The following is a 25,947-nucleotide window of genomic DNA, read 5'->3' as shown; positions in this document are numbered from 1 at the left end:
TGAGCTTTTTAAATGCGAAGAGTCGCCCAGACCACCTTTCCATCGGGCACCGGAGTACAGCCCCAGGCGTGCGTCAGGGCGCTCACCACAAGCAGGCCGCGGCCGTCCTCGCGCAGCGGCTCGTCCTCCGGCTCCACCGCCGTGTACTCCGTCGGCGTCCGGCCCGCGGCGGCCTGGCCGGGCACCGCGCCGGCGGTCGCCATGACCTTCGCGGTGGGCCGCTTCCCGCCGCCCAGCCGGGGCAGGCCCGGTGCGTGGTCGCGCACGGCGATGTGCAGCAGGCGGCGGTCGCGGGCGACGCCGACCTCCATGTCGGTGCCGGCGTGGCGCAGGACGTTGCTCACGAGCTCGGTGACGACCAGCTCGGCGATGTCGCGCACGCGGTCGACGCCCCACCGCACGCAGGCCCGGCCGACGAGGTGGCGGGCCGCGGAGGTGGCGTCGAGCATCGGCTGGAGCTTGAGCCGCATGCGCTCGGCGGCGCCGGTCGTGCTCTTCAGGGCGGCGTCGGTCGTCGGGAACACCGGCACCGAGCGGCCCACGGCCATGCGGTCCAGCGCGGAGGCCAGCTGGGGCGGGGCGGCGGCCAGGGTCATGGCGCTGCCGGGCCACGCCGCGGCGTGCTGGGCGAGCGCCGGCAGCACGGTGAGCGCGACGTCGTCGCGGTGGCGCAGGTCGGCGACGTCGAGCACGATCACGGACGGCTCCGCGGCGAGGCAGGCGAGCACGGCCGATCGCAGCGACGGGGAGCTGTCCACGTCCAGCACGCCGTCGAGGCGCACGACCGTGGCATCACCCCGGCGCTCGACACGGGCCCGCAGGTCTTCCGCCCTCATGGGGTGATGCTCTACCCACCCGCGGCGTTATAAACACCGCGATCCCGGCACCTTCTCGGCGCCGGGATCGCGGTGATCGGAATGACCCTCGGTTTACACCGGGGTGGGCAGTGCGCTTGCCTCCCACATCTGCGTGCACATCTGCAGCACGTGGGTGTCGGTGAGCGGTGCAAAATCCTGGTAGTACAGGCCCAGGGCGAAGAACTCGCGCGGGCTGTGGATGTCGATGACCGCGTCGACGTCGGCGGCGAGCAGGTCGACCGACTCGGCCGCACACACCGGTGCGGCGAAGACCAGATGGGCCGGCTTGCCGGCCCGCAGGGCACGGGCGGCGGCCCTGGCGGTCACCCCGGTGGCAAGGCCGTCGTCGACGACGACCACCACCCGGCCGGTCACGTCCGGCGCGGGCCGGGAGCCGCGGTAGCGTTCCTGGCGCCGGCGCAGCTCGACGCGTTCGCGCTGCACCGCCGGGGACAGGTCGCTCACGGTGAGCCCGACGGCGGCGACGGCGCTGAGGTCGAAGACGGCCGGGCCGTTCTCCGCGATGGCGCCCACGCCGTGGTCGGACTGCCAGGGCAGGCCGATCTTGCGCGAGATGACCAGGTCGAAGTCGGCGCCGAGAGTCTCGGCCACGCTGACGCCGACCGGTACGCCGCCCTTGGGCAGCCCCAGCACCAGCGGGGCGCGGTCCGGGTTCAGACCCATCCCGCCCGTGTGAGTCTCGCGCAGGTGGTTCGCGACGGCGGTGCCGAGCATGCGTCCCGCGGCCGTACGGTCCGCGAACCGCTCGTGTTCAGGCGGCCACATCGGCGTCACCCTTCGCCCGGCGGGCATTGCGCCCGGCGTCGCACGCGATCCGCAAATCGATCCGCATCAAGCGGACACCCCCTTCGGTCGGCGCGGTGTTCCGGTTCGCCCTGTTCGGCGCCCCTCGCTGTCGCCGCTCTGCCGCGGTCGCCGCGCCCGGTGCGAAGCCTACCCGTCGCTGACCTGGGAAAACTCCGGTTTGGCTACTCTTGTGCGGGTGATTGCCCCACGGTGCGGATAGACATGGTGACGGAGCGCGAAAAGCCGCATAACCGAAATATCGGATATGTCCGTCACGAAGTGGCGGACATATCCGTTGCTTTTGTTCTTGGCACCGCGGAGGCCGGGATTCCTCGTGGGAAGAACGGTCGTGAGTTGCACGGACCCGAGCCATGGAAAAACGAACTAATGGGAAAGGCAGTTTATGGTCGCCAGGAGGCTGTTCAGCGGGCGGCCGTGCGTGAGGCGGGCGTCGGCCAGGGAAAGGCCGTGCACCGACGTCGCGTGCGGGGCGTTGGCGCTGTAGAACACGACCGGCAGGTCGGCCGTCGCCGTGTTGTGGCGCAGCAGGTCCAGCAGTTCGTCGCCGTCGGCGCGGGGCAGGTGCAGGTCGAGGACCGCCACGTCGAAGCGCGGATGGTCCGCCGCCATCGTCAGGGCCTCCTGCGGGGTGGCGGCGGAGATCACGTGATGGCCGCCGATCTGCAGGCGGATCGCGGTGGTCTCACGGATCTCCGCGTCGTCGTCGATGAGCAGGACTCGCGCCATGGCCACATGGTTCCCTTCCCGAGGGGTCGCAATCCCCATCGGTCGGGCGGCGGCGAAATCAAGCGCGCGGGCGGCGCCGGCGCATGATGATCACCGCGACGACCACGGCGGCGATGACGACCACCGCGCAGCAGCAGGCGCCGATCGCGCTGCCGCGACCGTAGCCGCGGCGGCGGTTCAGCTCCAGCCCGGCGTCCAGGGCGTCCGTGGCCGCCGGGCTGAGGTAGCTGTACAGCATCGCGAAGAGTGCGGTCATTCTTCGACGGTAACCGCGGCTGTCACGCCCGCAGCCACGCCGTGGTGTCCGGGGGCAGGCCGCCGTCCGCCGCCAGGTCGCCGCTGGCCAGCAGGACCTCGCCGGGCGGCAGCGGGATGGGTGCCGCTCCGAAGTTGGTGATCACCCGGACCGCGCCGTTGCGGAAGTCGACCGCGTCGGGGGCCTCGTTCCAGGCTGCATCGGTCCAGGTCAGTGTACCGCGACCGAGCCCGTTGGCCCGCCGCAGCCGCAGCGCCTCGACGTACATCGACATGGTCGAGCCCGGCACCCCGCGCTCGCGGTCGGCGGCGAAGCGGGCCCAGTCGGCCGGCTGCGGCAGCCAGGCGCCGGCGCCCGGGCCGAAGCCGTACGACGGGGCGTCGGCCTCCCACGGGATCGGCACCCGGCAGCCGTCGCGGCCGCGGACCTCGTGCCCGGAGCGGGTCCAGGTCGGGTCCTGGCGCACCGCGTCCGGCAGCGTCGTGTGCTCGGGCAGGCCGAGCTCCTCGCCCTGGTACAGGTACGCCGAGCCGGGCAGCGACAGCATCAGCAGCGTGGCCGCCCGGGCGCGGCGCAGGCCCAGGGCCTCGTCCGGCTGCGGGTCGTCCACGCCGATGCCGCCCTGCGTGGAGTGCCCGGGCGGGAACCCGAGGCGGCTGGCGTGCCGGACCACGTCGTGGTTGGACAGCACCCACGTGCAGATGGCCCCGACCGGCTCGACGCCGGCCAGGCTCGACTCGATCGCCTCGCGCTGGTCGGCGGCGGTCCACGGGGCCATCAGGTAGTTGAAGTTGAACGCCTGGTTCATCTCGTCCGGGCGCACGTACCGCGCGAGCCGCTCCGCCGGCGCCACCCACGCCTCGCCGACCATCATCCGGTCGCCGGGGTAGCTGTCGAGGATGCGCCGCCACGAGCGGTACACCTCGTGCACGCCGTCCTGGTCCCACATCGGCGGCGTGCGGTGCTCGGCGCCGGGGCTGGTGATCGGGACCTGGGCCGCGGTCCAGTCCGGCAGCCCGGTCTCCTTGATCAGGCCGTGGGCCACGTCGACGCGGAAGCCGTCGACGCCGCGGTCGAGCCAGAAGCGCAGCACGTCCTCGAACATGGCCCGCACCTCGGGCAGGTCCCAGTTGAGGTCGGGCTGGCTGGTGTCGAACAGGTGCAGGTACCACTCGCCGTCGGCCACGCGGGTCCAGGCCGGGCCGCCGAAGACGCTCTGCCAGCCGTTGGGCGGCAGCTCGCCGTCGACGCCGAAGCCCTTGCGGAAGTGGTAGCGGTCGCGGGCGTGGCTGCCCGGGCCGGCCGCGAGGGCCTCCTGGAACCATGCGTGGTCGCTGGAGGTGTGGTTGGGCACCAGGTCGACGATGACGCGCAGGCCGCGCTCCTTGGCGGCGGCCATGAGCTTGTCGAAGTCGGCCAGAGTGCCGAAGCGCGGGTCGACGTCGCGGTAGTCCGCGACGTCGTAACCCGCGTCGTGCTGTGGAGAGGGGTAGAACGGCGACATCCACAGGGCGTCGACGCCCAGCTCGACCAGGTGGTCGAGGCGCGACGTGATGCCGCGCAGGTCACCCATCCCGTCGCCGTCCGCGTCGGCGAACGAGCGCGGGTAGACCTGATAGATCACGGCATCGCGCCACCAGAGCAGCGGACTCACCCCTTAACTCCACCGGCCAGCAGGCCGCGTACGAAATAACGTTGCAGTGACAGGAACACGACCAGCGGGATGATCATCGACACGAACGCGCCGGAGGTCAGCCGCTGCCAGTCGTTGCCGCGCGTGCCGGCGAGCTCGGCGAGCCGCACGGTCAGCGGGCGGCTGCCCGGACCGGAGGTGAAGACCAGCGCCACCAGCAGGTCGTTCCAGATCCACAGGAACTGGAAGATCGTGAGCGACGCCAGGGCGGGCGTGATGAGCGGGAGCACGATGCGCCAGAACGTCATCGCGGGACCCGCGCCATCGACCCGCGCCGCCTCGAAGAGGTCCTTGGGCAGTTCCACCATGAAGTTGTGCAAAAGGAAGATACCCAGCGGCAGGCCGAAGCATGTATGCGCGAACCAGACGGCGAAGAAACCGCCGCCCCACTCGGTGTAGTTGTGCAGGAGCTTCAGCAGCGGGATCAGGGCCATCTGCAGCGGCACGATCTGCAGCGCGAAGACCCCGATGAAGATCCAGTCGCGACCGCGGAAGTTGAGCTGGGACAGCGCGTACGCCGCCATCGCCGCCAGCGACACCGAGAACAGCACGGCCGGAACGGTGATGACCAGGGAGTTGATGAAGTAGCTGGCCAGCCGGCCGGACGAGGCGCTGGTGCCGAAGACGACCTCGTTGTAGTTGTCGAGCGTCATCGTCGGGTGCTTGAAGAACGTCCACCAGCCGGTGGTCTTGATGTCGTTCTCCGGGCGCAGCGAGGAGACGAACAGGCCGAACGTGGGGATCGTCCAGATCAGCGCGATGATGATCGAGATGATGCTGGCCGCGCGGGTCGCGAGCTTGCGCCGCACCCGGCCGGCCATGGTGTCCGTGCCCGCCTTGTAGAGCGGGCTGGCCTCGGGCGCGTCGGTGCTGACGGTGCTGCTCATCGGATCTCCGTTCGGTGCCGCAGTTGCCGGGCCTGGTACACGACGACCGGGATGACCAGGACGAAGAGCAGCACGGCGAGCGCGGAGCCCTTACCGTCGTCGTAGGAGCGGAACGCCTGGGTGTACATCTCGAAGGCGAGCACGCTGCTCTTGAACTGGCCGCCGGTGGAGGTCCGGACAATGTCGAAGACCTTCAGCGTGGCGATGGTGATGGTGACCGTCACGACCACGACCGCGGGCCGGATGCTCGGCATCGTCACCCGCCAGAACATCTGCCACGGGTTGGCGCCGTCGAGCCGCGCCGCCTCGACGATCTCGGCGGGGATCGCCTTGATGGCGGCGGAGAGGATGACCATCGCGAAGCCGGCCTGGATCCAGATCAGCATCACGATCATGTAGAACGTGTTGCCCGGCGCCTCGCTCAGGAACTGCTGCGGCTTGCCGCCCAGCCAGATCAGGATCTGGTTGAGCAGACCGATCTGCTCCTGGTCCGGCTCGCGGTAGGCGTAGATGAACTTCCAGATGATCGACGCGCCGACGAGGGAGATGGCCATCGGCATGAAGATCAGCGACTTGGCGATGCCCTCGCCGCGGGCCTTGTCCACCAGGACCGCGTAGAGCAGGCCGAAGCCGGTCGACAGCAGCGGCACGCACACCACCCAGAAGAGCGTGTTGCGCAGCATCAGCAGCGTGTCGTCGTTGGTGAAGATCCACGTGTAGTTGTCGACGCCGATGAACGACGAGCCGTCCTCGTTGAAGAAGGACAGGTACACGGTGCGGATCAGGGGGTAGAGCAGCCCGAGGCAGAGCAGGACGAGCGCCGGGCCGAGGAAGCCCATGGCCTGCAGGCGCTCCTTGTGCTTGCCCCAGCGGGGCAGGATGTCGAGCACGAGCAGCAGCGCGCCGACCGCGACGACAAAGATGACCATGAACGTGAGAGCCGGCCAGATCTTGTCGACATCTTCGGAGAAGTCGTAATCCATGGGGGTGTCCTCCGACCAGCCGGGTCCGGCGCCGTGTTGCTCTGGCGCCGGACCCGGACCTCAGCTCATTACTTGGGCCAGGTGCTTTCGATGTAGTCCAGCGTCTGCTTGGTGTCCTTCGTGCCGTTGATCCAGTCGGTCATGCCGGTCCAGAAGGACTTCGAGCCGACCTGCGCGGGCATGAGGTCAGAGGCGTCGAACCGGGCCACGGTGGCCGGGTCCTGCAGGATCTGCACCGACAGCTTGTCGATCGAGCCGGCCACGGCGCTGACGTCAAGGCTCTTGTTCGCCGAGATCCAGTCGCCGAGCTTGGCCTTGCTGTTGGCCCACTCGCCGGAGGCGAGGTAGGTCTGCACCTTCACGACCTCGTCGCGGTCCGAGAACGCCGAGACGAACTCGCCGCCGACCTCGACCGGCTTGCCCTTGGACGGGTCGATGGCCGGGAAGTAGAACGCGTAGACGTCACCGTCCGGGCCGACGTTGGTGCCCTTCGGCCACTGGTTGGAGTAGAAGTTGGCCTGACGGTGCATGCCGCACTTCTTGTCCTTGACCGGCAGGCCACCCTCCTGGAACGAGGTGGTCACGATGGTCTTGGGGTTGCCGACGTACTTCGGGTTCTTGAGGATCGACCCGACGCGCTCGGTCGCCGAGAAGATCTTCGGGTCGTTGAACGGGATCGTGTGGGCGACCCACTGGTCGTAGACGTCCGGGCCCTGGTCGCGCAGGACGACGTCCTCGATCCAGTCGGTGGCCGGCCAGCCGGTGGCGTCACCGGACTCGATGCCCGCGCACCACGCCTGGATGCCGCTCGCCGCGATCTTGTCGGACAGGGCGATCATCTCGTCCCAGGTCTTCGGGACCTCCCAGCCCTTCTCCTTGAACAGGCCCGGGGAGTACCACACCAGCGACTTGACGTTCGCGCCCAGCGGCACGCCGTAGACCTTGCCGTCGACCGTCGCGTACTTGGCCCAGTCCTTCGACCAGTTCTTGTCGAGGTTGGCCTTGACCGGCGCCGGCAGCTCCTTGAGCTTGTTCGTCTTCGCGAACGAGGCGAGCAGGCCCGGCTGCGGGAAGACCGCGATGTCCGGCGGCTGGCCGCCGTCGGAGCGGACCTTGATCTGGGTCTCGAACTCGCCGGAGCCCTCGTAGTCAATCTTGATATTGGTGCAGTCCTCGAACTGCTTCCACGACTGCTCCAGCTTGTCGGCCTCGGCGTCACGGATCGTGGCGTAGATCGAAACGTGCTTCGTCTTGTCGACCTTGTACTGCGCGTAGGGCGCGCACTCGGGCTTGTCGGCGTTGCTGGAGCCGGTGCCGCTGTCGCCACTGCCGCAGGCGGATGCGGCGAGGGCCAACGCGGCCACACCGGCGAGCGTGAACGCCCGACGCCGCCTCGAGAGGACGGCCATGGTTAGCCTCCTTTGGCTAAACCCGGTCCGAGGGCGTTGCTTCGCCCGCGTACCCGGTGTGCTGGGGTGTGCCTGTGTTCCTCGGATGTAAGCGTTTGCAAGGTCGGTTTGTCGAGCCCTTCGGCCGCTTTCATCGATAACGAGTTAGCAACACGGCGGACATATTGCCGTTGCCTCCCGCGTTGCCTAGCCTTCCGCGTGTGGCTGACGTTCCACCGCCCGTCAGCATGGAGGACGTTGCCCGGCTCGCGGGGGTTTCGACCGCTACCGTGTCGCGGACGCTCCGCGGGCTGCCCAACGTTTCCGGCGAGACGCGCGACCGTGTGCTGCAGGCCGCGGCGTCGCTTTCGTATGTCGTCTCGCCGATCGCGTCGCGCCTGGCCAGCGGCCGGACCCACACCGTGGGCGTCATCGTGCCGTACGCCTCCCGCTGGTTCTTCGGCCAGATCGTGGCCGGCGCCGAGTCGGTCCTGCGCGAGCACTCGCTGGACCTGCTGCTGTACAACCTCGGCGACATCCCGGCCCGCCAGCGCTTCTTCGGCGCCCTCCCCCTGCGCCGCCGCGTCGACGCGGTCCTGACGGTCGCCATGCAGTTCACCGACGCGGAGATCGCGGACATGCAGTCCCTCGGCGTCCCGATCGTCGCCGTCGGCCACAACGTCCCCGGCGCCGGCTGCGTCCGGATCGACGACATGGCCGCCGCCGCCACCGCCGTGCAGCACCTGCTCGCGCTCGGCCACCGCCGGATCGGCATGATCTCGACGTTCAACGACCAGAGCATGTTCCTGCCGGTCGCCCACGCCCGGCGGCGCGCGTACGTGGAGACCCTGGCCACGGCGGGGATTCCGGTCGCCGAGGAGCTCGTCATGTCCGTACCGCACGGCATGGACGGCGGCGAGCAGGCCATGCGTCGCCTGCTCACCCTCCCGGACCCGCCGACGGCCGTGTTCGCCGAATCGGACGAACTCGCCTTCGGCGCGCTCAGCGCCCTGCGCCGTACCGGACGTCACGTATCGGTCATCGGCTTCGACGACCACGAACTGAGCGCCCTGCTCGACCTGACCACCGTCCGCCAGCGCGTCTTCGAGCAGGGCGTGCTCGCCGCCGGCATGCTGCGCCGCGCGATGACGGCCGGCGACTGGACCCCCGAAGAGCTGCTCATGCCGACCACCCTGGTCCTGCGCGCCTCGACCTGGCCGGTCGCGGTTAGGACCGCCGACGCCGGGTAGGTCGCCGCACGCCAGTTTGGCAATCAGATCCGGTACCCACGGGGGTGTGCCATGACAGCCGAGATGCCGAATTCGCCCGTGACCTGGGACCAGCCCGACGACGAGCTGGACGAGCTCGCCGGCCCGGACTCGGACCTCCTGGAGGAGGACCCGGACCAGGCCTCCCAGACGGACTTCTTCTGGGAGGACGACGAGGAGTAACGCGGGCCACGTTCTGGACGGGGGTATCTCGTTTTTGCGGCCTCGCGGGGCCGTGCTAGGGTTACCTCCGTTCAGCCAGCGCCGCTAGCTCAACTGGCAGAGCAGCAGACTCTTAATCTGCGGGTTGTAGGTTCAAGTCCTACGCGGCGTACGGAATCAAATCGGCGGCCTCTGCTTCGCGGCGGGGGCCGCTTGCCGTTGTTGATTCCGCGTATTTCGCGCTCGCTTCGCTCGCTCCCCGATGGGGGAGCTCCGCTCCACCCACACCCCCTCAAGACGTGCATTTTCGCGCGTCTTTGAGGTATCAGTCCACGGCTGGAATGGTCCTTCGCCCGGGCTAGTCCGACTGGCGACGAGGCGCCAATTCGCGGCAGGCGATATATAGGGCAGCGTTAACGTTGCTGATCAACTAATCTGCCGCGGTGTTCCTGACACGCGCAACACTCACGGGGGTCGCCATAGCGGCGGTCCTGCTTCCCTCCTCCGTCGCGGCGGCCGACACCGTCCCGTCCGCGACCGTGACCGGCACCGCCACCTGCGATGCCGCCACCAGCACCTGGGTGATCCAGTGGAGCATCCGGAACAACGTCGACGCGCCGGCCCGCGTGGACGAGTTCGCCGTCGGCCCCAGCTACGGCACGATCTCCGGCCTCAAGGTCGGCGACGGCATCGGCACGCGTACCGGCGGGCCGGTGACCGTGATCGAGCGCGTTCCCTCGTACGCCATCGACCCTCACTGGACCGTTGACGCCGGGCTGGCGCTCGCTCTGACGTGGGGCGGCGTTCAGGCCGAGGCCGATGGCCAGCTGACCCTGACCGGCACCTGCGGGCCCTCGATCAATCCGACTGTCACCTTCACCTCCAAGTGCGATAGTTCGGTCGACGTCGCCGTCACCGAACCGGCCAACGGCGTGGCCACGCCGGTCGACATCATCAACATCAAGCGCGTCGAGTTGCAGCCCGGCGGCACCGTTGTCGTGAACGTTCCGTTCCCGAACAGTTCGAACATCAACGTGTACGTCCACAACGTCCTGATCGGCCATGGCGCGTTCGCCTGGCCGGCGGGCTGCTACCCGGCCGGCCCGAGCGCGGCCGACCGCCTCCACGAGGGCGAGGGCCTGATCCGCGGCCGCGCCGGCGCGGACCGCATCACCTCGCCCGACGGCCGGTTCAGCCTCGTGCTGCAGGCACAGGACGGCAACCTGGTGCTGTACGAGTACGGCAAGCGCCCGCTGTGGTCGAGCGGCATCCACGGCAACGCCTCGTGGGCGACCCTGAACTGGGGCTCGCTCAGCCTGTACGACGACCACCACCAGCCGATCGGCTGGTCGACACCGGCCACCGGCAATTTCCCGGCCACACTGGTGATGCAGAACGACGGCAACGCGGTGGTGTACCGCGACAGCGACCACGCCGTCCTCTGGGCGACGAACACCTGCTGCCACGCCCCGGCCCCGCCTTCGCCGGCGCCCGGCGCGCACCAGCTCAACGTCGGCCAGGCCCTCCCCCTGGGCGGCCAGATCACGTCGCCGAACGGCGTCTACCGCCTCGTGCTGCAGGACTTCGACGGCAACCTCGTGCTGTACAAGAACGGGACGAAGGCGCTGTGGGCATTCGGCGCGCGCTTCGACTCGTACTTCAAGAACCAGACCGACGGCAACCTCGTCGCCTACCTGTCCGAGGGCCCGGCCGTGTGGGCGTCGAACACGGCCGGCAAGGGCGCGGGCACGCTGGTACTGCAGGACGACGGCAACTTGGTGCTGTACCGCAACAGCGACCACGCCGTCATCTGGGCCACCAACACCTACGGCAAGTAACAGCAGGAAGGGCCCGGCCATCCGCATGGCCGGGCCCCGGCGGCCCACTCGTTGACCCGCCCCTTGCACGTCTGGTCCGTCCGGTGTGGACGGTGGCTGCCCGCTGCGTGCTTCCTGCTGGGTCCTCGCCGCCCGGCCACCCCGGCTACGTCAGCGGCCGCTTCCGGCTTCTGCTCCGCCAGCTCGACATCCCACCGATCCGCCTGCACGACCTGCGCCACACCGGCACGTCGATCGCCCAGCGCCGCAGCGCCGACACCACCGCCAACTCGCCCTCGTCGTCACCCACCGCACCCGTACCAAGATCCGCGAGAAGGCGGGCCGCTGCCGGCCGCCGACCAGAGCCCCATCCCCAGCTGGACCCAACCCGCAATCACCGAGCTCGGCGAACGCCCGCGAGCGGACTCACGCAAGGTACGGCACCCACCGTCCACAAAGGGCGCGCATCGGTGCGGATAGTGCTCGACAGGTGCGCGGCATCCGATCACACCCGGAACACGACGCGATCGCAGCCCTCGCCGCTTTGGTGATACGCAGGGTTCGGCCGGCGACCTCGAACGACCATGGTCACGTGCGCACTCATGCCGATGAGCGGAAGTCCGTCGTCGCGGATTCCAACCCCATGGACATTGTCGACTTCGGTCGTTGGAGGAGGCGTTGCAGGAACGCTACCGCTGGTCTCGGGCTCGGCGCCGCACGGCGGCTGCCACCTCCGGCGGTAGCTCGTCGACTTCGTCCATGGTCCGTCCGGGTCGTAGAAAATCGAACAACAGCACCGTGCGCGTGCCCGCGGAATAGTTCCACGCTTCATGAGCGACCGAGTCGTCGAAGACGAACAGCCCACCTTCGTGCCAGGGCCGGGTCTGCGAGCCGACCCGCAACGCGCAGTCGCCGTCCGGCACTACCAAGCCCAGGTGGGCGCGGTAGACAGTCGTGACCCAGCCCTGGTGGGGCTTGATGTGAGTCCCGGCAACCATGCGGGAAAAGCCCGCGGTCGTGAGGCCCGGGATCTGACTCAGCGCGGCTGCGGTGCGCGGGCAGTTCGCCAGTGCCGCGTCGATGCGGGTGCCGAACGCGACGATTCCGTAGACGCTCCAGCCGGTTTCGTACATCTCGCGTTGTACCCAGGGCTCGAACGATTCGTCGCCCAGCGTCAAACACTCCGCGCGGATGTCTCGCCAGACTCGTTGAAGATCGGCCAGGAACGGGAACTGGTCATCGTCAACGCACGCCGAACCTCCTCCCGCGGTTGGCGCACGCCGAACGGCCGGTGTCCGACGCCACCCCTCACGCGCTGGACAGTACCGCACAGCAGGGGCGCTTCCTGGGCCCACGAGCTACTGCGCGGATCTGCCGCGATGGGAGCGCGATGAAAGGCCAGGGATCGTCACGCGTGGTGAGTGGCGGTGCGACGGCGTGGCCGTGCCGGCTGTGGCCGATGACCGTATGCGCCGGACGGAACGTCGGCGGGTCGACTGGTCGGAACAATTCGTGATTGGGCGATTCGAGGATGCCGTGGCATAACACCACGCATGACTGGGCCGGTCTGGTGGATGCTGATCACCTGGCCGAGGTGCGCCAGCATCCGGACAGGTTTGCTCCCGGCGGCATGCTGCACCTCATCCTCGAGGTTCTCGCGTACGCCGCCGACGACACCCGAGACCGCTGCCGCCGGACGGTGCATCGTCACCCTGCACGCCGACGGCTCGGTATCAGTGGGCGACAGCGGGCGAGGAACCGATACCCGCCACGGTGAGCAGGGCCGGCCGATCAAGAAGCCGGTCATGGCGACCAAGGATCTGCGGTACTTCGAGTTCCCCGACGCACAACGCCTCCCGGACCGTCAGCCCCGCCGGGGGATGTCCGTGGTCGCGGCACTCAGCGCATGGCTCATCCACACCAACTGTCGCCACAACGGGGCGTGGAGCCAACGTTACGAATACGGGATGCCGGTCACCGACCTGCTCCCGATCCCCGCCGATGACACGACAGGAACGACCGTGCGTTTCCTCCTCGGCGCAGCAGCACGTACGACACGGCCGGTGTCAGCGTCGGGCTCGCTCGATTCACCCTCACTGCCTGGCCCAAGCTGGCCGTCGAGATCGTGGACGAGCGCATGGTGTGAAGCAATTCGGCCCTGCGGCACGCCGCAGGGCCGGATCGCGCTCACACATGCCGCCGACGGTGCGCGGTTCATGAGGCATGGAGGCCCTCGCCGACGATGGTGAGCCGGCTCCGCGTTGGCGATGCGCTTTGGCCGTGGCCCACCTGGACGAGTACCGTAAGCGCAGCCACCTGCTGGCGGAGTTGGCCCGGCCGATGGTTGCGTCCGGCGCCGGCGCGGATGAGGTCGGCCATCGACGCCGCGACCGGCATGGGCATGGGCATCGGCGAGGCCAGGCGGATCGTGCACCACAACCACGACCCCGACGTTCGAGGCGACGGACAGGTCCACGGCTCCGTCCCTCGTAACGCATGCCATCGCGATATTGCTCAGACTAGAGCCACCGCTTCACGCCACCGTGGTGGGAGCAGGTGCCTTGCCGATGCTGGCTGAAGCTGAACGTGCCGTCGTTGCATTCCGCGGTTGCTCCGGCCGGCGCTGCCGGAGCGGCGGTTGGACGATGCACGCAGTTGCCCGAGGAGTTGACGTAGTAGTCGGGGCCGCAGTGCACGGCCGGCGCCGTGGTGGTCGTTCTGGTCGGCGCCGGGGCTGGCGCGGTGGTCTCGGCTGCCACCACCGTGGGCGGCGGGGTCGCCGACGTGGTGGGTGACGGCGTCGCGACCACGGGCGAGGAACTGACCACCGGCGCTGGCGTGACCTGCGTCGCCGCGCCGCCCGTGCCGGCCGCCGTTGGTCCACACCCGGCCAGCAGCGCCACTGACGCGGACACCATCAGCATGCGGAGCTTCAAGACCATCTGGTCACCGTAGCGTCGCGCAGCGTGGAGAACATCGACCGTACCGGCGAGGACCGGTCTCCGGCCGGCGGTGATCACGCCACCGTACGACGGCCGGGAACGAGAAACGGACCAGACAATCCGCGTCTATGCCAACAGCGACGTGAGGATGTCGGCAATGCCGTTGACGAGATTCAAAGCCTGGCCTGACGAGGTGCTTGACGACCGAAGGGTCCGCCGGGAGCAGCTATCGCGCTCGTATCCGTCGACTCGGCGGCGTCCGGATCCCGAAGACGCCACGAGCCCCGGTCCGCTCTCCGCGACGTGGTGATTCGTGACGTGACGATCCCCCACCGCCGGGATTCGACCGGTCGCCGAGGCCGCCGCTATGCGCGCACATGCCGCGATCCGGTCGGCCTCGGCGGTAGCGCGAGCCGTGGACTATTGCCGGCGCGGCAAGGCTGAATCCGCCGCACGCCACGGCCATTCGATCGACGCTCTAGAAAGCCAGACGGGGGTGGCATACCCCCATGCCGCTACCCGGCCGCAGCGCCCCCAGGCAGCGCCCCCCGCGCGATCCGCTGAAATTGCGCGGGCCTACCGGCTGGTATCACTCGTCCGGGTGCGCTTTCCCGACGAACTTGATCATGGACCGGCTCAAACGCCTCCACATTGGACATCGGCTGTTCGGACAAATGGCGGCTGCCGGAAGCCCGATTGGGCTTCCGGCAGGCTCCTTGATGTCGGCGTCAGGCGAAGTGGAGGGTGTCGGGGCTTGCGGTCCAGCCGCTGCCGATGGCGGTGGTGGTGCCCCAGTTGCCGGGTGAGAGGTTCGGGTAGTCGTAGATGTAGTTGTTCTTGTACTGCAGCAGGTCGGCTTGGCCGTCGCCGTTCATGTCTGCGAAGTACACGGTCTTCGGGTCGACCCCGGTCCAGCCACTGCCGATCGTCGCGGTGGTGCCCCAGTTGCCCGGCGACAGGTTCGGGAAGTACAGGACACTGTCGTTCTTCAACTGCAGCATGTCGGCCTTGCCGTCACCGTTCATGTCCGCGAAGTAGATCGACTCCGGGTTGACCCCCGCCCAGCCACTGCCGATCGTGGTCGTGGTGCCCCAGTTGCCCGGACCGTTGCTCGGGTAGAAGTAGATCAGCCCGTTTTTCAGCTGCAGCAGATCCGCCTTGCCGTCACCGTTCATATCGGCGAAGTAGATGGACTTCGGGTCCACACCGGTCCAGCCGCTGCCGATCGTGGTCGTGGTGCCCCAGTTGCCCGGACCATTGTTCTGGTAGTACAGGATGCTGTCATTCTTCAACTGCAACAGATCCGTCTTCCCATCACCGTTCATGTCCGCAAAGTAGACGCTGTTCGGGTCCACACCCGCCCAGCCACTGCCCACCGTGGCCGTCGTGCCCCAGTTCCCCGGCGACAAGTTCGGGTACTCACTGATATTCCCGGTCGACGCCGTATCCACGTACAACAGATCAGCTTTACTGTCCCCCGAATACGATGCGCCGCTGGGCAAGATGTTGTCGTACCGGATCGGCGTGTAGTTCTGCAGGTCGTTCCAGCTGTTGAAGCCACGGTTGCCGAAGTTGCTGTTCGCATACGGGTTCTGCACCGTCTCGTTCGTGCTGTTGAACGAGTAGACGTAGGCGCCCTGATGGTGATCGGTGGGGACTTTCCAGAACGCGAACAGCTCAATGTGGCCGTTCTTGACCATTGCGTCGCCCGGCTGGAAGCTATCCAGGCCCGGTAGTACCGTCCACGGGTGTGCCGAGTCGTGCGGCTTCTGGAAGTCGTCGGTCGTGGGGCTCCAACTCAGATGCCAGGTCATCGAAACCAGCCCGGAGCAGTCGGTTCGATAGTTCCGGCCGGCTGGATCAGGTGCCGACTTCGTGCTGATCACATTGCCGTTGCCGTCGAAGACAGTGCCGTAGAGGACGCCTTGATTCACCCAGTACTGGGCACGGGACAGGACCTCGTTTTGCGTGATCGGACCGGCGACCGAGGAGTCGGCATGAGCGGCAGTAGTCGGTCCGGCGAACGCGGCCGCCGTAGCGACGCCAACGGTGAGCAGACCAGCGAGGGCACGGAACGCCAAGGTAGAGGGGCGCATGGTAGGTGGTCCTTTCGACTTCGGGGTTTGATAGAGGTGGTGCGGCGTCAACGCGTGGCGGCGTCGAACACCGCGCAGGCTTGAGCTAGAACCGGGACGGCGTCGCCGCAGTCGATGGCCGCACCTCGCGCGAGGGTGGCCCAGTGACCGCCGGTGTACTGCAGGAAGAACTGGTCTCCGGCCGGTCGCTGGCCAGTTGGGTCGGGGTTGGCCTTCGCGTATAGCCGGGCGTACCCACCGACACAGTTGTCGATCTTGACCTCGCCGAACCCGGTCGCCGGTCCGTGCTGCGTACGGACATATGCGAGCAATGCGGCAGGAGTGCACGCCTCGCCGAAGCCGTTCGGCGCAGGTGGCACCGTCGATAGCGACGGCATCGGTGAACGTTCCTGCGTGCTGAGCAGACTCGTCGTGATGCTTTGCTTCGGCGCGGCCACGGTCGCGGCCGCCGACGCTTGCGGCACCGTCGAGGCGACGGGGGGTTGCGCCGCTGCATGGGCGACAGGTGGTTCGGCGGCCCTCAGGTCGGGGTGGTGCGCCGAGGAGCATGCGCCAAGAGCGGTAAGGGCGATCCCGGCCATGACGGTTCCGGCCAGCACCCGGGCAGCGGTGAACATTGCTTCACTCCTTTTCTTCAGATCGGGTCATTCGATGAGGTGCCAGCCCGCGAGTTCGGGATGTTTGGCCAGGACTCGCAGACAGAATTCGCGGGCATTTCCTTCCGGAGTGCGGACGAAGAATCCGAGGTGCACTCGGTCCGGACCGGCTCGGGCGCTGACGTGTTCCAACTGGTCATCGATCCCTATGTCCCGCCGGAAGAACTCCACAGCCTGAGCCGCTGTCAGGGCTCGCAGCCGGGCGCTGCCGGTCGGTGCGATCGCCAGGCTGACCAGGTACATCGCTCAGTCCCAACCCCACCCGTTGGTCGAGGTGGGCGACGGGGCCGGCGAGCTCTCGGCGTGCACCGAAATCGAATGGCCAACCGGATGCGCGGCGGAGACCGCCGGTGCAAACAATGCGACGGCGGCCACGACAATTGCCGCTGCGATGCCGATTTTCCGGACCGAAAAAGACATGGCTCCGCCCCTGTTCGAGAGTGGGATTCAAATTCCGGTTTCGCGTTCCGCCGGTTTCCGTTGCGCCGGCGAGAACTACTGTTCCGCACCGGCGGAACAAGTGAAAGGCTTTCGGAATGGACGGTTCCGGCCTGACCGGAACCGTCCATCGGCCACGCCAAATGGTCGGATATGTCCGCTTTGTTGGGGGTCACGAAATATCGACCCATTGCTATGGACACCCGGGCTTGAGATGATGACCGGCGATCGCGGGGGGATGAGATGCTCGAGTACTTGGGGCTCGACGCGACCGCCGAAGGCGTGTATCGCTTGATGCTGGCCAACCCCGACTGGGGCGTGGCCAGGCTCGCCGACGAGCTGGACGTTGAGCCGAAACAGATTCATGCGGCGTTGGACGAGCTCTTCGAGCTATCGCTCCTGCGTGAGTCCGTCGAGCGGGACGGTCACTTCCGTCCCGTCAGCCCGGGCGTCGGCCTGCAGTCGCTGATTGCCAGGCAGCAGGCCGATCTGGACCGGCGCCAGCAGCAGATCGCCGAGAGTCAGGCGGCGATGGCCGCGATGGTGGCCGAGTTCACCGACCGGCAGACCAACGACCGCCCGGCCGACGTGGAGCACGTCATCGGCATGGACATGATCCAGCGTCGCTTGGAAGACTTGGCCGAAAGCGTCCGGGTCGAGGCGCTGAGCATCATGCCAACCATGCAGACACCGGAGGCTCTGACCGTCGCCATGCGCAACAACACCGGATTGCTCGCCCGGGGGGTGACGATCCGAACCGCAATGCAGGACTGCGCACGCAACGACAAGCCCACGCTGGCGTACGCCCAATCGCTCACCGACGCAGGGGCCGAGGTCCGCACGGTACCGGTGCTGCCGCCGCGAATGCTCGTCTCCGACCGGTCCACCGCAATCGTGCCGATCGACCCGGCCGATACCCGGGCCGGCGTGCTCGTCCTGACCGGCCGCGGGGTCGTCGCCTCGCTGGTCGCCCTCTTCGAGCAAGTCTGGAACACGGCGGTACCGCTGGGCGCCAGCAAGGCCCGCGACCGCCAAGGCGTCACCGCCCAGGAGCGGGAACTGCTGAACCTGCTGGCCCAGGGCCACACCGACGAATCAGCCGCGAAGCGCCTCGGCGTCTCGGAGCGCACCTGCCGAAGGATGATGGCCGACCTGATGGAGCGCCTCGGCGCACGGTCCCGCTTCGAGGCCGGCCTGCTGGCCGCGCGGGAGGGCTGGCTCTGACCGGGTGAGACAGCGTCCGGCTCAGGCGGCAGGAGCCGGGTATTGGCCTCGGCGATGGGGGCGTGCAACTGGTCGAGCTGAGCATACGGTCCGGCGAGTTCAATGCCGGGAACGCCGCGGTGTTCGAGGTAAACCAGGATGCTGCGCAAGACGCGTAGTTGCGCGTCCACGATGGTCAGGAGTGCGGCGATCTCCGGGTCGGATCGAGGCCCCCGCAGCATCGACCGTACGGCGCCGCGCCCCCACATGACGCCTCGCCAGGCCGATAGCTACTATCGCGTATAGACGGCCCTCTTTCGCTCATTCCGTCGCCTTCCGGTGGCATCCGCTCATGCCGCATTCAGGCGAGCGCTGGATGGAGTACGCCCGGATCAGCGGGCCGCGCGGCGCCGGCGCAGGAACGGGCCGAGGCCCTCGCCGTCCTCGATCGCGATGAACGCGCCCCGCGCCCGAAGGAGCGTCTCCTCGGCGTGTGAGGCGCATGACCAGGCGGCATCGCCCCACGAGTCGGTCAGTTTCACCTCGGCCGGCTCGCTGCACGCATCGCCGTTCGGCTGGCCGATCTGGCAGCGCTCCGGCGCGCCGCCGCGTTGCTCGATGGCCTCCGCGGCCCGGCGGATGAGGGAGAACCGGGCCTCCGCCCCGGTCGGCTGGCGGCGTTGGTCCTCGGCAACGGCCGAGCGCTGGCCGAACAGCACCACGTTGCCGTCCGGGTCTTTGGTACGCGCCTCGCCGCCCGGCGCATGGTCCGGATATCCGGCCAGGTCGACGGTGTGCCCGGCCGCTTGGAGCTGCCGCATCGTCGTGTCGAGATCGTCCACGAAGATGTAGATCAGCAACGGCAGCTCGACGGTGATGAGCTGCGGCTGCACCGCGGCGATGAGCATCGTCAGCTCACCGGCGTGCAGGTACAGCCAGCGTGACGCACCGTCACTGCCGCTGCTCGTTTCCGCGAACCCGAACAGCGCGTAGAACTCCTTCGCGCGGTCCACGTCAGCGACGTAGAGCACGGGCACCAACGCTTCAACTTGTTGTCGCACTGCACGAAGGTACCGGCACACGTTGCGGGTGACCGCAGGGCCATCGCAGTTGCCGCCAAGCCGTGACGGGCGGACGCACGAACGCCCCGGCCGGACCGCCGGATCCGTCGTCTCCACCCGATGCCCGCGTCTCCACCCACGGGTGGACGCCGTGGATCAATTCTGACGCCGACGCGACCGGGGGGCGGTGCGCCCTAGCGTCTGGGACATCGACGTTCCCCGGTTCGCAAAGGAGAGTCCGATGCGCCGCATGGCCCCGGTCGTCACTCTGTTCTTCGTAGCACCGTTCATCGCGGAGTTCCTCCTCGGCGACATGCCCATCGTGTTGCTGCCGGCCATCGTCGCGCTCGCACCGATGTACGGCGGGGGCGCTCTGCTGATCCGCGAGGTCGCCCGGCGGACCGGTCGCGGCTGGCCGACGATGCTCATACTCGGGCTCGCCTTCGCGGTGATCGAGGAGGGCCTGCTCACCGAGTCGTTGTTCAACCCCAACTACGTCGGTCAGCATCTGCTCCAGTACGCGTACATCCCGTTCCTGGGCATCGGCGGGCTCTGGACGCCGTACGTGCTCGGCATCCATGTGCTGTGGAGCGTGGGCACGCCGATCGCGCTGGTCGAGGAGGCGACCGGGCCGCGCCGGACGCAGCCCTGGCTGGGCCGGCGCGGGCTGTGGGTGACGAGCGCCCTGTTCGTCGTCGGATGCGCGGTCTTCTTCGCCATCTCGTACGGGATGAGCAACGGCTTCCTGGCCTCCCCGGCCCAGATGCTCTCGTCCGCCGCGATCGCCGCCGCCCTGGTCGCCGCCGCGTTCGTCCTGCCCCGCCGCCCGTCCGCGGTCGCACCCGGCACCGCCGCGCGCCCCTGGCTCGTGTTCCTGGCGGGCGCGGTCGCCGGCGCGCTGTTCATGGGCATCACGTTCCTGCCGTGGTACTCCGGACTGGTTGCCGGGCCGGCCGCGGTCGCCGTCCTCGCCGTCCTGGTGTCTCGCTGGGCGAAGCGTGCCGACTGGGGGCACTGGCACCGCTTTGCGCTTGCCGTCGCCGGTGTGTTCACGTACGCCTGGCACAGCTTCATGATCAACGGTGTCACCACCACGGATCTGGTGCTCGACATGGTCAGCCACGTGACCTTCGGTCTCGCCGGGGCCGTGCTCGCCTTCCGGGTGTACCAGCGGATCAAGAGCCACCACCCGGCCGCCGGACAACCCGTCGCCACGGGCCTCGCCGCCCCTGCGCTCGTCGCGGCCTGACGCCGTACCAGGGAAAACGACCCGAGAAAGGTTTCCGTCCATGAGCAACGTGCAGATCCTCGCCGCGATCGGCATCGGGGTGGCGTTCGCCGCCTTCGTGATCAGCCGCCAGGTCCGGCGGCGCGCGGTCACCCCGCGGGGCCTCGTCGTGCTGCCGGTCTGGTTCGTGGCCCTCTCGATCCTCGCCGACCACCGGATGGTCTACCGTCTCGACTCGGTGGTCGCGATCGGCTTCTTCGCCGCCGGCGTCGCGTTCGCGGTCGCCATGGGATTCGCGCGGGCCGCCACCCTGCGGGTCTGGCACACCGAGACCGGGCCGATGTGCGAGGGAACCTGGCGCACCGGCGCGTTGTGGGTCGCCACGATCGCGGTACGCATGGCACTGTTCCTCCTCGCGGCAAAGCTCGGCGCACACGAAGGGATGGGCGAGGCGATGGTGTTCGTGGCCGTGACCCTCGGCATGCAGAACGTGCTGCTCGCCCGGCGCGCCGGCCTGTTCTCGCCGGCTCAGGGCCGGACCCCTGCTCTCGTCGAGGAATCCGCCCTCGTAAGGGAATCCGTCTGATGTCGTGGCTCCGACGGCTCCGTCCGAACGCCTCCGGTGTGGTGATCGGGCGGGCCGTCGGCACCGTCGCGTACGCGGTCGCCGCCGTCGTCGTGGTGCCGGCCCACCTGCGGTGGGTGGCGCTGCTGTGCACGGCGGTCGCGTTCGCCGGTGCGGCGTACAGCTGGCGGGCCCGGATGGACCAGCCCGTGCACCGCGTGATCGGCCTGCTGGTGATGGCGGCCGGCGGTCACGCCCTGTACGTGGTCGACCCGTCCTCCCCCGGCTGGCTCCCGGCCGGCATCGCCATCTCGGTCGCGCTCGCGGTGCTGCCGCTGGCGATCGCGGTGCCGTTCGCGTTCCTCACCGCGGGCGCCGGCGCCCTGATCGCCGAGTTGCGCAACCCGACGGCGATCGTCCCGCTGCTCGCGGGGTGCACCGGGTTCGCGGTACTGGGGGCCGTTGTCGGCACCTCCCGGCAGCGGGCCGACCAGGCGGAGCGGTTGCTCACCAGCGAGAAGGCCGCCCGGGAGGCCGAGGCCCGGGCGCAGGTGTACGCCGAACGCGCCCGCCTGGCCCGGGAGATCCACGACATCCTGGCCCACACGCTCTCGGCGCAGATCGTCGGCCTGCAGAGCGCCCGCCTGCTGATGCTGCGGGGCGCGCCGGCCGAGGCGGTGCTCCAGCAGATCGACCAGGCGCAGAAGCTCGCCCGCGAGGGCCTCGACGAGACCCGCCAGGCCGTGTACTCGTTGCGCGGCGACACCCGGCCGACCGCCGACGCGGTCCGCGAGCTGGCCCAGGGCGCGAGCGCGAAGCTGACGATCGAGGGCACGCCGGAGCCGCTCACCCCGGAGGCGGGGCTCGCGGTCGAGCGCACCGTCCGCGAGGCCCTCACGAACGTCCGGAAGCACGCACCGGGGGCCGCGGTGCGCATCCGGCTCGCGTACACCCCGGACCAGGTCGAGGTCGAGGTGTGCGACGGCGGCTCCGCAATGCACTCGGCGCTGCGCGACGCCGGCACCGGCTACGGTCTGGCCGGGCTGCGCGAGCGCGCCGAACTGCTGGGCGGCAAGCTGGACGCGGGTCCGGTCGATGACGGCGAAGGGTACCGGGTGTGGCTGACGATCCCGAGGTGACGACCATCCGCGTGGTGATCGCCGATGACCAGCGGGTGATCCGCGACGGCATGAAGCTGATGCTGTCCCTGATGGACGGCATCGAGGTGGTCGCCGTGGCGAGCGACGGCGACGAGGCGATCGCCGCCGTCGCCGAGAACGATCCCGACGTCGTGCTCATGGACCTGCGCATGCCGCGCTGCGACGGCGTGACGGCGACGAGGCGGATCCGCGCCGAGCACCCGCGCACCCAGATCGTGGTGCTGACCACGTTCGCCGAGAACGCCGAGATGCTGGCCGCCCTGCGGGCCGGCGCGCGCGGGTACCTGACCAAGGACGCGGACGCCGACCAGGTGGTGCAGGCACTGCGCCGGGTGGCCTCCGGCCAGGCCGACCTGGCCCCCGAGGTGCAGCACCGGTTGCTGGAGCTGCTGCCGCCGGACGGCCCGGTGCGCGAGGGCCCGCCGCCCGACGGCCTCACCGACCGCGAACTGGAGGTGCTCCAGCTCGTCGCGACCGGCATGTCGAACGCCGACATCGCCGCGCACCTCATGGTGAGCGAGGCGACCGTCAAGACGCACATCAACCACTTGTTCGCGAAGACCGGCGCGCGGGACCGCGCACAGGCGGTCGCCTACGCCTACCGCAACGGCCTGGCCTCCTGACCGTCCCGCGGCGTGATCCCCGCGGGCGCCTCGCTGCCGACGGCGAGGCCGGCGACGAGGTCCGCCTCAGCCCACGGGCGGCGCCGCCGGCCACGACGGCGAGTCGGGCGGCAGCTCGGCCGGTGGCGCCGTCAGCCACGCGGGCGCCTCCTCCCAGACCGGCGCCGCCTGCCAGGCCGGTGGCGGCGCCTCGATCGCCGCCGGCTCGTCCCTGCCGCGGCCGACCACCCGCCGGCCGAACGCCGCGCCGCGGCTCAGCATCGGCGCGGTGGCGTTCTTGAGCTGCCGGCCGTAGTCGACGGCGGACGCGCGCACGTCCTGCGTCAGCGACGCGGCGCGGTCCTCGTCACGCAGCGGGTAGTCGCCGGCGAGCGCCGCCGCGTACTGCTCACCGCGCGCCCACCCGTCGAGCTCCGCGACCCGCACCACGACAAGCGGGTGCGTCGCCTCGCGCGCCAGCATCACCCGGGCCACGGTGTCGCGTACATCGCCGACCCGCGAGTACTCCGCGGCCTGGAGCATGAACTCGTCGATGTCCATCTCGTGCAGATGGGAGCCGCCGGCGTCGCGCACCATCGCGTGCAGCCGCCCGAACTGCCGATCGCTGGTGCGCACCGCCGCCCCGAGGTGCTCCATGCGGATGAGCCGCTCGGGGAACAGGCTCTGGAACTTCTTGACAGCCGTGTCGAGCCCGTGCAGCTTGCGCAGCGCGCCCAGGGCTGCGCCGTCGGCCGGGTGCTCGTACGCCCGCGACGAGATCCCGCCGAACCGCACCCGATCACCGTCGGCAACCGCCAGCTCACCCATGCGCCTGAGGTTAATGCGGCCTCACCCGGCCCAAATCGGCCGATCGATCGCGCTCTGTGACCCGATCAGCGCCCCGTTCCGGCAGTCTCCGAAATGTTGTAGGTTTCGGCTTCCGGTCCAGGTCCAAGGAGTGTCATGCCTCAGTCGGAGTCCGCCCCGGCAGCTGCCGCGAGGCGTCGGGGTCGGCTCGTTGCGTCCTATTCGATGGATGCGGCGCGGAGCTCCGACTGGCTCAGGCAGTTCCTGCACACCCTCGCGAAGAACGCGGCCTCAGCAGCGGAAGCGGCCGGGGCGGAGGTCAGGTTCGTTGACGCTGCCCGACCGGACGGCGATGCGGCGGAGCTGGTGCGCGACGCGGACGGCGTCCTCATCCTCGGCGGCGGCGACCTGGATCCCGCCACCTACGGACAGCAGCGCCGGGTGAAGAACCTCTATGGCCTCGACGCCACCGCCGATGCCTTCGAGCTCGGGTTGGCCCGGGCCGCCCTCGACTCCGGTGTACCGATTCTGGGGATCTGCCGCGGCATGCAGGTCCTCAACGTTGCCGCCGGCGGGTCGCTGATCCAGGATCTGGGCCCCGGGACGATGCACAACGTCGAGTCGGACAACTCGACGATGACAACGCATACCGTCGAGATCATCCCGGGCACGCTGCTGGGCGGCATCTACGGGCCCGTGCAGCTGCAGGTCCGCTCCGGTCACCACCAGGCCGTCGATGCCGTCGGCGCCGGCCTTACGGTCAGCGCGACCGCGTCGGACGGAATCGTCGAGGCCTTCGAAGGCACCGCAGGCTGGGCGCTCGGCGTGCAATGGCACCCCGAGGACCCCGACGGCGATCCCGAGCAACTCGCCACGTTGATGAAAGCCTTCACCACGGCGATGGCCGCCTAGGCCAACCGGCCGGGCTGGTGAGACGAGACGACCGCGGCGACGGCGGCCGACATGGTGGGCACCAGCGCCGGGTGCAGCGCCTCCGGCAGGAGGCGGCTGGGCGTGAGCAGTTCGTCGCCGACCAGGCCGCCGAGGACGTCGGCGGCGGCCAGGAGTGCGGCGGCGGTGACCTCTGATGCCCGGGCGTTGAGCAGGCCCCGGAGCGTGCCGGGGGCGGCCGGCAGGTCGCTGATGTGGTTCGGGTACTCGCGGCGGGCGGTCGCGATGATCGCGCTCGAGCCGGCGAGGTCTTCGGGCTGGATCTCCGGCTCGGGCCGGGCGAGCGCGAAGACGATCGGTGGTGCCGCCATCGCGGCGATGAGGTGGGGGCTGAGCAGGCCGGCGGCGCTGAGCCCGATGACGGCGTCGGCGGCGGTGAGGGCCTGTTCGAGGTCTCCGCGCAGACGCCGGGGATTGGTGGAGCCGGCCAGCCACGCGGTGTGGGCGGGCAGCCCGGCCAGGTGCGGGCCGAGAATGCCGTGGCGGGTCCAGACGGTGACGTCGTGGGCGCCGGCGTACAGCAGCAGCCGCGTCACGGCGATGCCGGTGACACCGGCCCCCATGACGACGATGCGGGCCGTGGAGAGCTGCTTGCCCGTGATGCGCAGCGCGTTGCGGAGGGCGGCCAGGACCACGACGGGTGTGCCGTGTTGCTCGTCGTGGTACACGGGGATGTTCAGGGCGTAGCGCAGGCGACGTTCGACGTCGAAGCACGCCGGAGCGGAGATGCCGGTGAGGTTGACGGCGCCGAAGGTGGGCGCGACGGCCCGGATCGCGGCGACCATGCGGTCGGGCTGGTCGGTGTCGAGGGCGAGCGGCACGGCGTCGATGCCGGCGAGCTGCGCGAGCAGCGCGGCCTTGCCCTCCAGCATCGGCAGCGCGGCGAGCGGCCCGAGGCGGCCCAGGCCGGGCAGTGCGCTGCCGTCGCTGACCACGGCCACGCGGTTGGGGCGGCCGGTGACGTCGGCCGCGGTGCCGGGCCGCGAGGCGATGGCGGCCGCGAGGCGATCGGTGCCGGGCGGGGTCAGCAGCGCGAGATCGTCGCCCGTGCGGGCCGGGTGCCGGGGCCGCGTGGTGATCCGGCCGCCGGCGGACATGCGCCAGAGCCGGTCCGTGTAGGCGATGACCCGGCGATGCCGGCTCGCCGCGTGGCAGAGCCGGTGCAGCTGCCGTTCGTCGGCGACCTCGATCAGCAGCTGCTGATGCTCGGGCCGCTGGGCCGGCAGTGCGGTCACGGTCCAGCCGGGTTCGATGAAGTCCAGCGCCGCGACGGCGGCCTCGGGCGTGTCGGCCTCCACGGTGAGGGTTGCGGTGACCCGGTCACCGTCCCGGTCGCGCCCGGTTCCAGCTGGGGATTTCATCAATTGCAGATT

General features: G+C 69.4%; 27 protein-coding genes and 1 tRNA gene. 12 read left to right on the top strand and 16 right to left on the bottom strand.

Annotation, left to right across the window (positions count from 1 at the left end; genetic code table 11):
- Positions 1 to 8 precede the first annotated feature (8 nt).
- From ACQEVU_RS00835 to ACQEVU_RS00800, 8 genes are all read right to left on the bottom strand, one after another.
- Positions 9 to 836 carry an STAS domain-containing protein gene (locus ACQEVU_RS00835; protein WP_433318967.1) on the bottom strand — a complete coding sequence of 276 codons (828 nt, stop codon included), beginning with the start codon at positions 834 to 836 and terminating at the stop codon, positions 9 to 11.
- Positions 837 to 929: 93 nt separating this feature from the next.
- A complete protein-coding gene (locus ACQEVU_RS00830) occupies positions 930 to 1,643 on the bottom strand; it encodes a phosphoribosyltransferase (RefSeq protein ID WP_433318964.1) in 714 nt (237 codons plus the stop codon).
- 405 nt (positions 1,644 to 2,048) lie between these two features.
- The gene (locus ACQEVU_RS00825) at positions 2,049 to 2,411 is read right to left on the bottom strand and encodes a response regulator (protein ID WP_433318961.1); all 363 of its coding nucleotides are present in this window, start codon (positions 2,409 to 2,411) and stop codon (positions 2,049 to 2,051) included.
- A 58-nt stretch (positions 2,412 to 2,469) separates the two neighbouring features.
- Complete coding sequence (locus ACQEVU_RS00820) at positions 2,470 to 2,667, bottom strand: hypothetical protein (protein ID WP_433318958.1); 198 nt, start codon at positions 2,665 to 2,667, stop codon at positions 2,470 to 2,472.
- Positions 2,668 to 2,689: 22 nt separating this feature from the next.
- The gene (locus tag ACQEVU_RS00815; RefSeq protein WP_433318955.1) at positions 2,690 to 4,321 is read right to left on the bottom strand and encodes a glycoside hydrolase family 13 protein; all 1,632 of its coding nucleotides are present in this window, start codon (positions 4,319 to 4,321) and stop codon (positions 2,690 to 2,692) included.
- Entirely contained in the window at positions 4,318 to 5,247 is a 930-nt protein-coding gene (locus ACQEVU_RS00810; RefSeq protein ID WP_433318952.1) for a carbohydrate ABC transporter permease, read from the bottom strand. The genes ACQEVU_RS00815 and ACQEVU_RS00810 overlap by 4 nt, the downstream gene beginning before the upstream one ends.
- Entirely contained in the window at positions 5,244 to 6,230 is a 987-nt protein-coding gene (locus ACQEVU_RS00805; protein WP_433318949.1) for a carbohydrate ABC transporter permease, read from the bottom strand. The genes ACQEVU_RS00810 and ACQEVU_RS00805 overlap by 4 nt, the downstream gene beginning before the upstream one ends.
- Before the next feature lie 68 nt (positions 6,231 to 6,298).
- Complete coding sequence (locus tag ACQEVU_RS00800; RefSeq protein ID WP_433318946.1) at positions 6,299 to 7,639, bottom strand: ABC transporter substrate-binding protein; 1,341 nt, start codon at positions 7,637 to 7,639, stop codon at positions 6,299 to 6,301.
- A 200-nt stretch (positions 7,640 to 7,839) separates the two neighbouring features.
- Here ACQEVU_RS00800 and ACQEVU_RS00795 point away from each other — a divergent pair, with 200 nt between their 5' ends.
- The 4 genes from ACQEVU_RS00795 to ACQEVU_RS00780 all read left to right on the top strand — a co-directional run bounded on the left by ACQEVU_RS00795 (position 7,840) and on the right by ACQEVU_RS00780 (position 10,886).
- The gene (locus tag ACQEVU_RS00795) at positions 7,840 to 8,868 is read left to right on the top strand and encodes a LacI family DNA-binding transcriptional regulator (protein ID WP_433318943.1); all 1,029 of its coding nucleotides are present in this window, start codon (positions 7,840 to 7,842) and stop codon (positions 8,866 to 8,868) included.
- A gap of 63 nt (positions 8,869 to 8,931) precedes the next feature.
- Complete coding sequence (locus ACQEVU_RS00790; RefSeq protein ID WP_345143337.1) at positions 8,932 to 9,069, top strand: hypothetical protein; 138 nt, start codon at positions 8,932 to 8,934, stop codon at positions 9,067 to 9,069.
- Between the two features lie 78 nt (positions 9,070 to 9,147).
- A tRNA-Lys gene (locus tag ACQEVU_RS00785) sits at positions 9,148 to 9,220 on the top strand.
- Between the two features lie 271 nt (positions 9,221 to 9,491).
- Positions 9,492 to 10,886, top strand: coding sequence for a hypothetical protein (locus tag ACQEVU_RS00780; protein WP_433318940.1), 1,395 nt, complete (start codon positions 9,492 to 9,494; stop codon positions 10,884 to 10,886).
- A 668-nt stretch (positions 10,887 to 11,554) separates the two neighbouring features.
- Here ACQEVU_RS00780 and ACQEVU_RS00775 read toward each other — a convergent pair.
- Together ACQEVU_RS00775 and ACQEVU_RS00770 are read right to left on the bottom strand one after the other, a co-directional pair.
- Positions 11,555 to 12,058 (bottom strand): aspartyl/asparaginyl beta-hydroxylase domain-containing protein, encoded by a 504-nt coding sequence (locus ACQEVU_RS00775; RefSeq protein WP_433334740.1) that lies wholly within the window; start codon positions 12,056 to 12,058, stop codon positions 11,555 to 11,557.
- Positions 12,059 to 13,384: 1,326 nt separating this feature from the next.
- On the bottom strand, positions 13,385 to 13,561 hold the full coding sequence (locus ACQEVU_RS00770) for a DUF3761 domain-containing protein (protein WP_433334738.1): 177 nt from the start codon (positions 13,559 to 13,561) through the stop codon (positions 13,385 to 13,387).
- 10 nt (positions 13,562 to 13,571) lie between these two features.
- Here ACQEVU_RS00770 and ACQEVU_RS00765 point away from each other — a divergent pair, with 10 nt between their 5' ends.
- Together ACQEVU_RS00765 and ACQEVU_RS00760 are read left to right on the top strand one after the other, a co-directional pair.
- Positions 13,572 to 13,820, top strand: a complete 249-nt coding sequence (locus ACQEVU_RS00765; protein WP_433335350.1) for a hypothetical protein — start codon at positions 13,572 to 13,574, stop codon at positions 13,818 to 13,820.
- An 11-nt stretch (positions 13,821 to 13,831) separates the two neighbouring features.
- Entirely contained in the window at positions 13,832 to 13,996 is a 165-nt protein-coding gene (locus ACQEVU_RS00760) for a hypothetical protein (protein ID WP_433318937.1), read from the top strand.
- Positions 13,997 to 14,535: 539 nt separating this feature from the next.
- Here the strand turns inward: ACQEVU_RS00760 and ACQEVU_RS00755 are convergent.
- The 3 genes from ACQEVU_RS00755 to ACQEVU_RS00745 all read right to left on the bottom strand — a co-directional run bounded on the left by ACQEVU_RS00755 (position 14,536) and on the right by ACQEVU_RS00745 (position 16,802).
- On the bottom strand, positions 14,536 to 15,888 hold the full coding sequence (locus ACQEVU_RS00755) for an FG-GAP repeat domain-containing protein (protein WP_433318934.1): 1,353 nt from the start codon (positions 15,886 to 15,888) through the stop codon (positions 14,536 to 14,538).
- Between the two features lie 62 nt (positions 15,889 to 15,950).
- Entirely contained in the window at positions 15,951 to 16,520 is a 570-nt protein-coding gene (locus tag ACQEVU_RS00750) for a hypothetical protein (protein ID WP_433318931.1), read from the bottom strand.
- A 27-nt stretch (positions 16,521 to 16,547) separates the two neighbouring features.
- Positions 16,548 to 16,802: a hypothetical protein gene (locus tag ACQEVU_RS00745; RefSeq protein WP_433318928.1), complete on the bottom strand. Its 255-nt coding sequence runs from the start codon at positions 16,800 to 16,802 to the stop codon at positions 16,548 to 16,550.
- A gap of 438 nt (positions 16,803 to 17,240) precedes the next feature.
- On the opposite strand from ACQEVU_RS00745, the gene ACQEVU_RS00740 reads away from it, so the two are divergent.
- Positions 17,241 to 18,221, top strand: a complete 981-nt coding sequence (locus ACQEVU_RS00740; protein ID WP_433318926.1) for a LuxR C-terminal-related transcriptional regulator — start codon at positions 17,241 to 17,243, stop codon at positions 18,219 to 18,221.
- 371 nt (positions 18,222 to 18,592) lie between these two features.
- Here the strand turns inward: ACQEVU_RS00740 and ACQEVU_RS00735 are convergent, their stop codons facing one another.
- Positions 18,593 to 19,261, bottom strand: a complete 669-nt coding sequence (locus ACQEVU_RS00735) for a VOC family protein (RefSeq protein ID WP_433318923.1) — start codon at positions 19,259 to 19,261, stop codon at positions 18,593 to 18,595.
- Between the two features lie 241 nt (positions 19,262 to 19,502).
- Here ACQEVU_RS00735 and ACQEVU_RS00730 point away from each other — a divergent pair, with 241 nt between their 5' ends.
- Genes ACQEVU_RS00730 through ACQEVU_RS00715 form a run of 4 tightly spaced genes read left to right on the top strand, consistent with a single transcriptional unit; the run spans position 19,503 to position 22,837 of the window.
- Positions 19,503 to 20,510, top strand: a complete 1,008-nt coding sequence (locus tag ACQEVU_RS00730; RefSeq protein ID WP_433318920.1) for a hypothetical protein — start codon at positions 19,503 to 19,505, stop codon at positions 20,508 to 20,510.
- Between the two features lie 40 nt (positions 20,511 to 20,550).
- Positions 20,551 to 21,075: a hypothetical protein gene (locus ACQEVU_RS00725; protein ID WP_433318917.1), complete on the top strand. Its 525-nt coding sequence runs from the start codon at positions 20,551 to 20,553 to the stop codon at positions 21,073 to 21,075.
- Positions 21,075 to 22,193, top strand: coding sequence for a sensor histidine kinase (locus tag ACQEVU_RS00720; RefSeq protein ID WP_433318915.1), 1,119 nt, complete (start codon positions 21,075 to 21,077; stop codon positions 22,191 to 22,193). Before ACQEVU_RS00725 ends, ACQEVU_RS00720 begins: the two co-directional genes overlap by 1 nt.
- Positions 22,172 to 22,837: a response regulator gene (locus ACQEVU_RS00715; RefSeq protein WP_433318912.1), complete on the top strand. Its 666-nt coding sequence runs from the start codon at positions 22,172 to 22,174 to the stop codon at positions 22,835 to 22,837. Before ACQEVU_RS00720 ends, ACQEVU_RS00715 begins: the two co-directional genes overlap by 22 nt.
- Positions 22,838 to 22,903: 66 nt before the next feature.
- Here the strand turns inward: ACQEVU_RS00715 and ACQEVU_RS00710 are convergent, their stop codons facing one another.
- The gene (locus ACQEVU_RS00710) at positions 22,904 to 23,644 is read right to left on the bottom strand and encodes a hypothetical protein (RefSeq protein WP_433318909.1); all 741 of its coding nucleotides are present in this window, start codon (positions 23,642 to 23,644) and stop codon (positions 22,904 to 22,906) included.
- 204 nt (positions 23,645 to 23,848) lie between these two features.
- Here ACQEVU_RS00710 and ACQEVU_RS00705 point away from each other — a divergent pair, with 204 nt between their 5' ends.
- Positions 23,849 to 24,535, top strand: coding sequence for a gamma-glutamyl-gamma-aminobutyrate hydrolase family protein (locus tag ACQEVU_RS00705; protein WP_433318907.1), 687 nt, complete (start codon positions 23,849 to 23,851; stop codon positions 24,533 to 24,535).
- Here ACQEVU_RS00705 and ACQEVU_RS00700 read toward each other — a convergent pair.
- Positions 24,532 to 25,935: an NAD(P)-dependent malic enzyme gene (locus ACQEVU_RS00700; protein WP_433318904.1), complete on the bottom strand. Its 1,404-nt coding sequence runs from the start codon at positions 25,933 to 25,935 to the stop codon at positions 24,532 to 24,534. The two genes, ACQEVU_RS00705 and ACQEVU_RS00700, sit on opposite strands and share 4 nt — an antisense overlap.
- Positions 25,936 to 25,947: the final 12 nt, after the last annotated feature.

The sequence above is a fragment of the Dactylosporangium sp. CA-139066 genome (assembly GCF_050936175.1).
In the GTDB taxonomy this organism is placed as follows: Bacteria; Actinomycetota; Actinomycetes; order Mycobacteriales; family Micromonosporaceae; genus Dactylosporangium.
This window is presented reverse-complemented; position numbering and strand designations above follow the sequence as displayed.

Bases quoted from the DNA above. Each gene is read 5' to 3' on its own strand.
- ACQEVU_RS00745 (WP_433318928.1), bottom strand. From the start codon at position 16,802: ATGTACCTGGTCAGCCTGGCGATCGCACCGACCGGCAGCGCCCGGCTG.
- ACQEVU_RS00700 (WP_433318904.1), bottom strand. From the start codon at position 25,935: ATGAAATCCCCAGCTGGAACCGGGCGCGACCGGGACGGTGACCGGGTC.
- ACQEVU_RS00705 (WP_433318907.1), top strand. From the start codon at position 23,849: ATGGATGCGGCGCGGAGCTCCGACTGGCTCAGGCAGTTCCTGCACACC.
- ACQEVU_RS00720 (WP_433318915.1), top strand. From the start codon at position 21,075: ATGTCGTGGCTCCGACGGCTCCGTCCGAACGCCTCCGGTGTGGTGATC.
- ACQEVU_RS00800 (WP_433318946.1), bottom strand. From the start codon at position 7,639: ATGGCCGTCCTCTCGAGGCGGCGTCGGGCGTTCACGCTCGCCGGTGTG.
- ACQEVU_RS00790 (WP_345143337.1), top strand. From the start codon at position 8,932: ATGCCGAATTCGCCCGTGACCTGGGACCAGCCCGACGACGAGCTGGAC.
- ACQEVU_RS00805 (WP_433318949.1), bottom strand. From the start codon at position 6,230: ATGGATTACGACTTCTCCGAAGATGTCGACAAGATCTGGCCGGCTCTC.
- ACQEVU_RS00730 (WP_433318920.1), top strand. From the start codon at position 19,503: ATGCGCCGCATGGCCCCGGTCGTCACTCTGTTCTTCGTAGCACCGTTC.
- ACQEVU_RS00825 (WP_433318961.1), bottom strand. From the start codon at position 2,411: ATGGCGCGAGTCCTGCTCATCGACGACGACGCGGAGATCCGTGAGACC.
- ACQEVU_RS00725 (WP_433318917.1), top strand. From the start codon at position 20,551: ATGAGCAACGTGCAGATCCTCGCCGCGATCGGCATCGGGGTGGCGTTC.
- ACQEVU_RS00830 (WP_433318964.1), bottom strand. From the start codon at position 1,643: ATGTGGCCGCCTGAACACGAGCGGTTCGCGGACCGTACGGCCGCGGGA.
- ACQEVU_RS00810 (WP_433318952.1), bottom strand. From the start codon at position 5,247: ATGAGCAGCACCGTCAGCACCGACGCGCCCGAGGCCAGCCCGCTCTAC.
- ACQEVU_RS00820 (WP_433318958.1), bottom strand. From the start codon at position 2,667: ATGACCGCACTCTTCGCGATGCTGTACAGCTACCTCAGCCCGGCGGCC.
- ACQEVU_RS00750 (WP_433318931.1), bottom strand. From the start codon at position 16,520: ATGTTCACCGCTGCCCGGGTGCTGGCCGGAACCGTCATGGCCGGGATC.
- ACQEVU_RS00710 (WP_433318909.1), bottom strand. From the start codon at position 23,644: ATGGGTGAGCTGGCGGTTGCCGACGGTGATCGGGTGCGGTTCGGCGGG.
- ACQEVU_RS00740 (WP_433318926.1), top strand. From the start codon at position 17,241: ATGCTCGAGTACTTGGGGCTCGACGCGACCGCCGAAGGCGTGTATCGC.
- ACQEVU_RS00835 (WP_433318967.1), bottom strand. From the start codon at position 836: ATGAGGGCGGAAGACCTGCGGGCCCGTGTCGAGCGCCGGGGTGATGCC.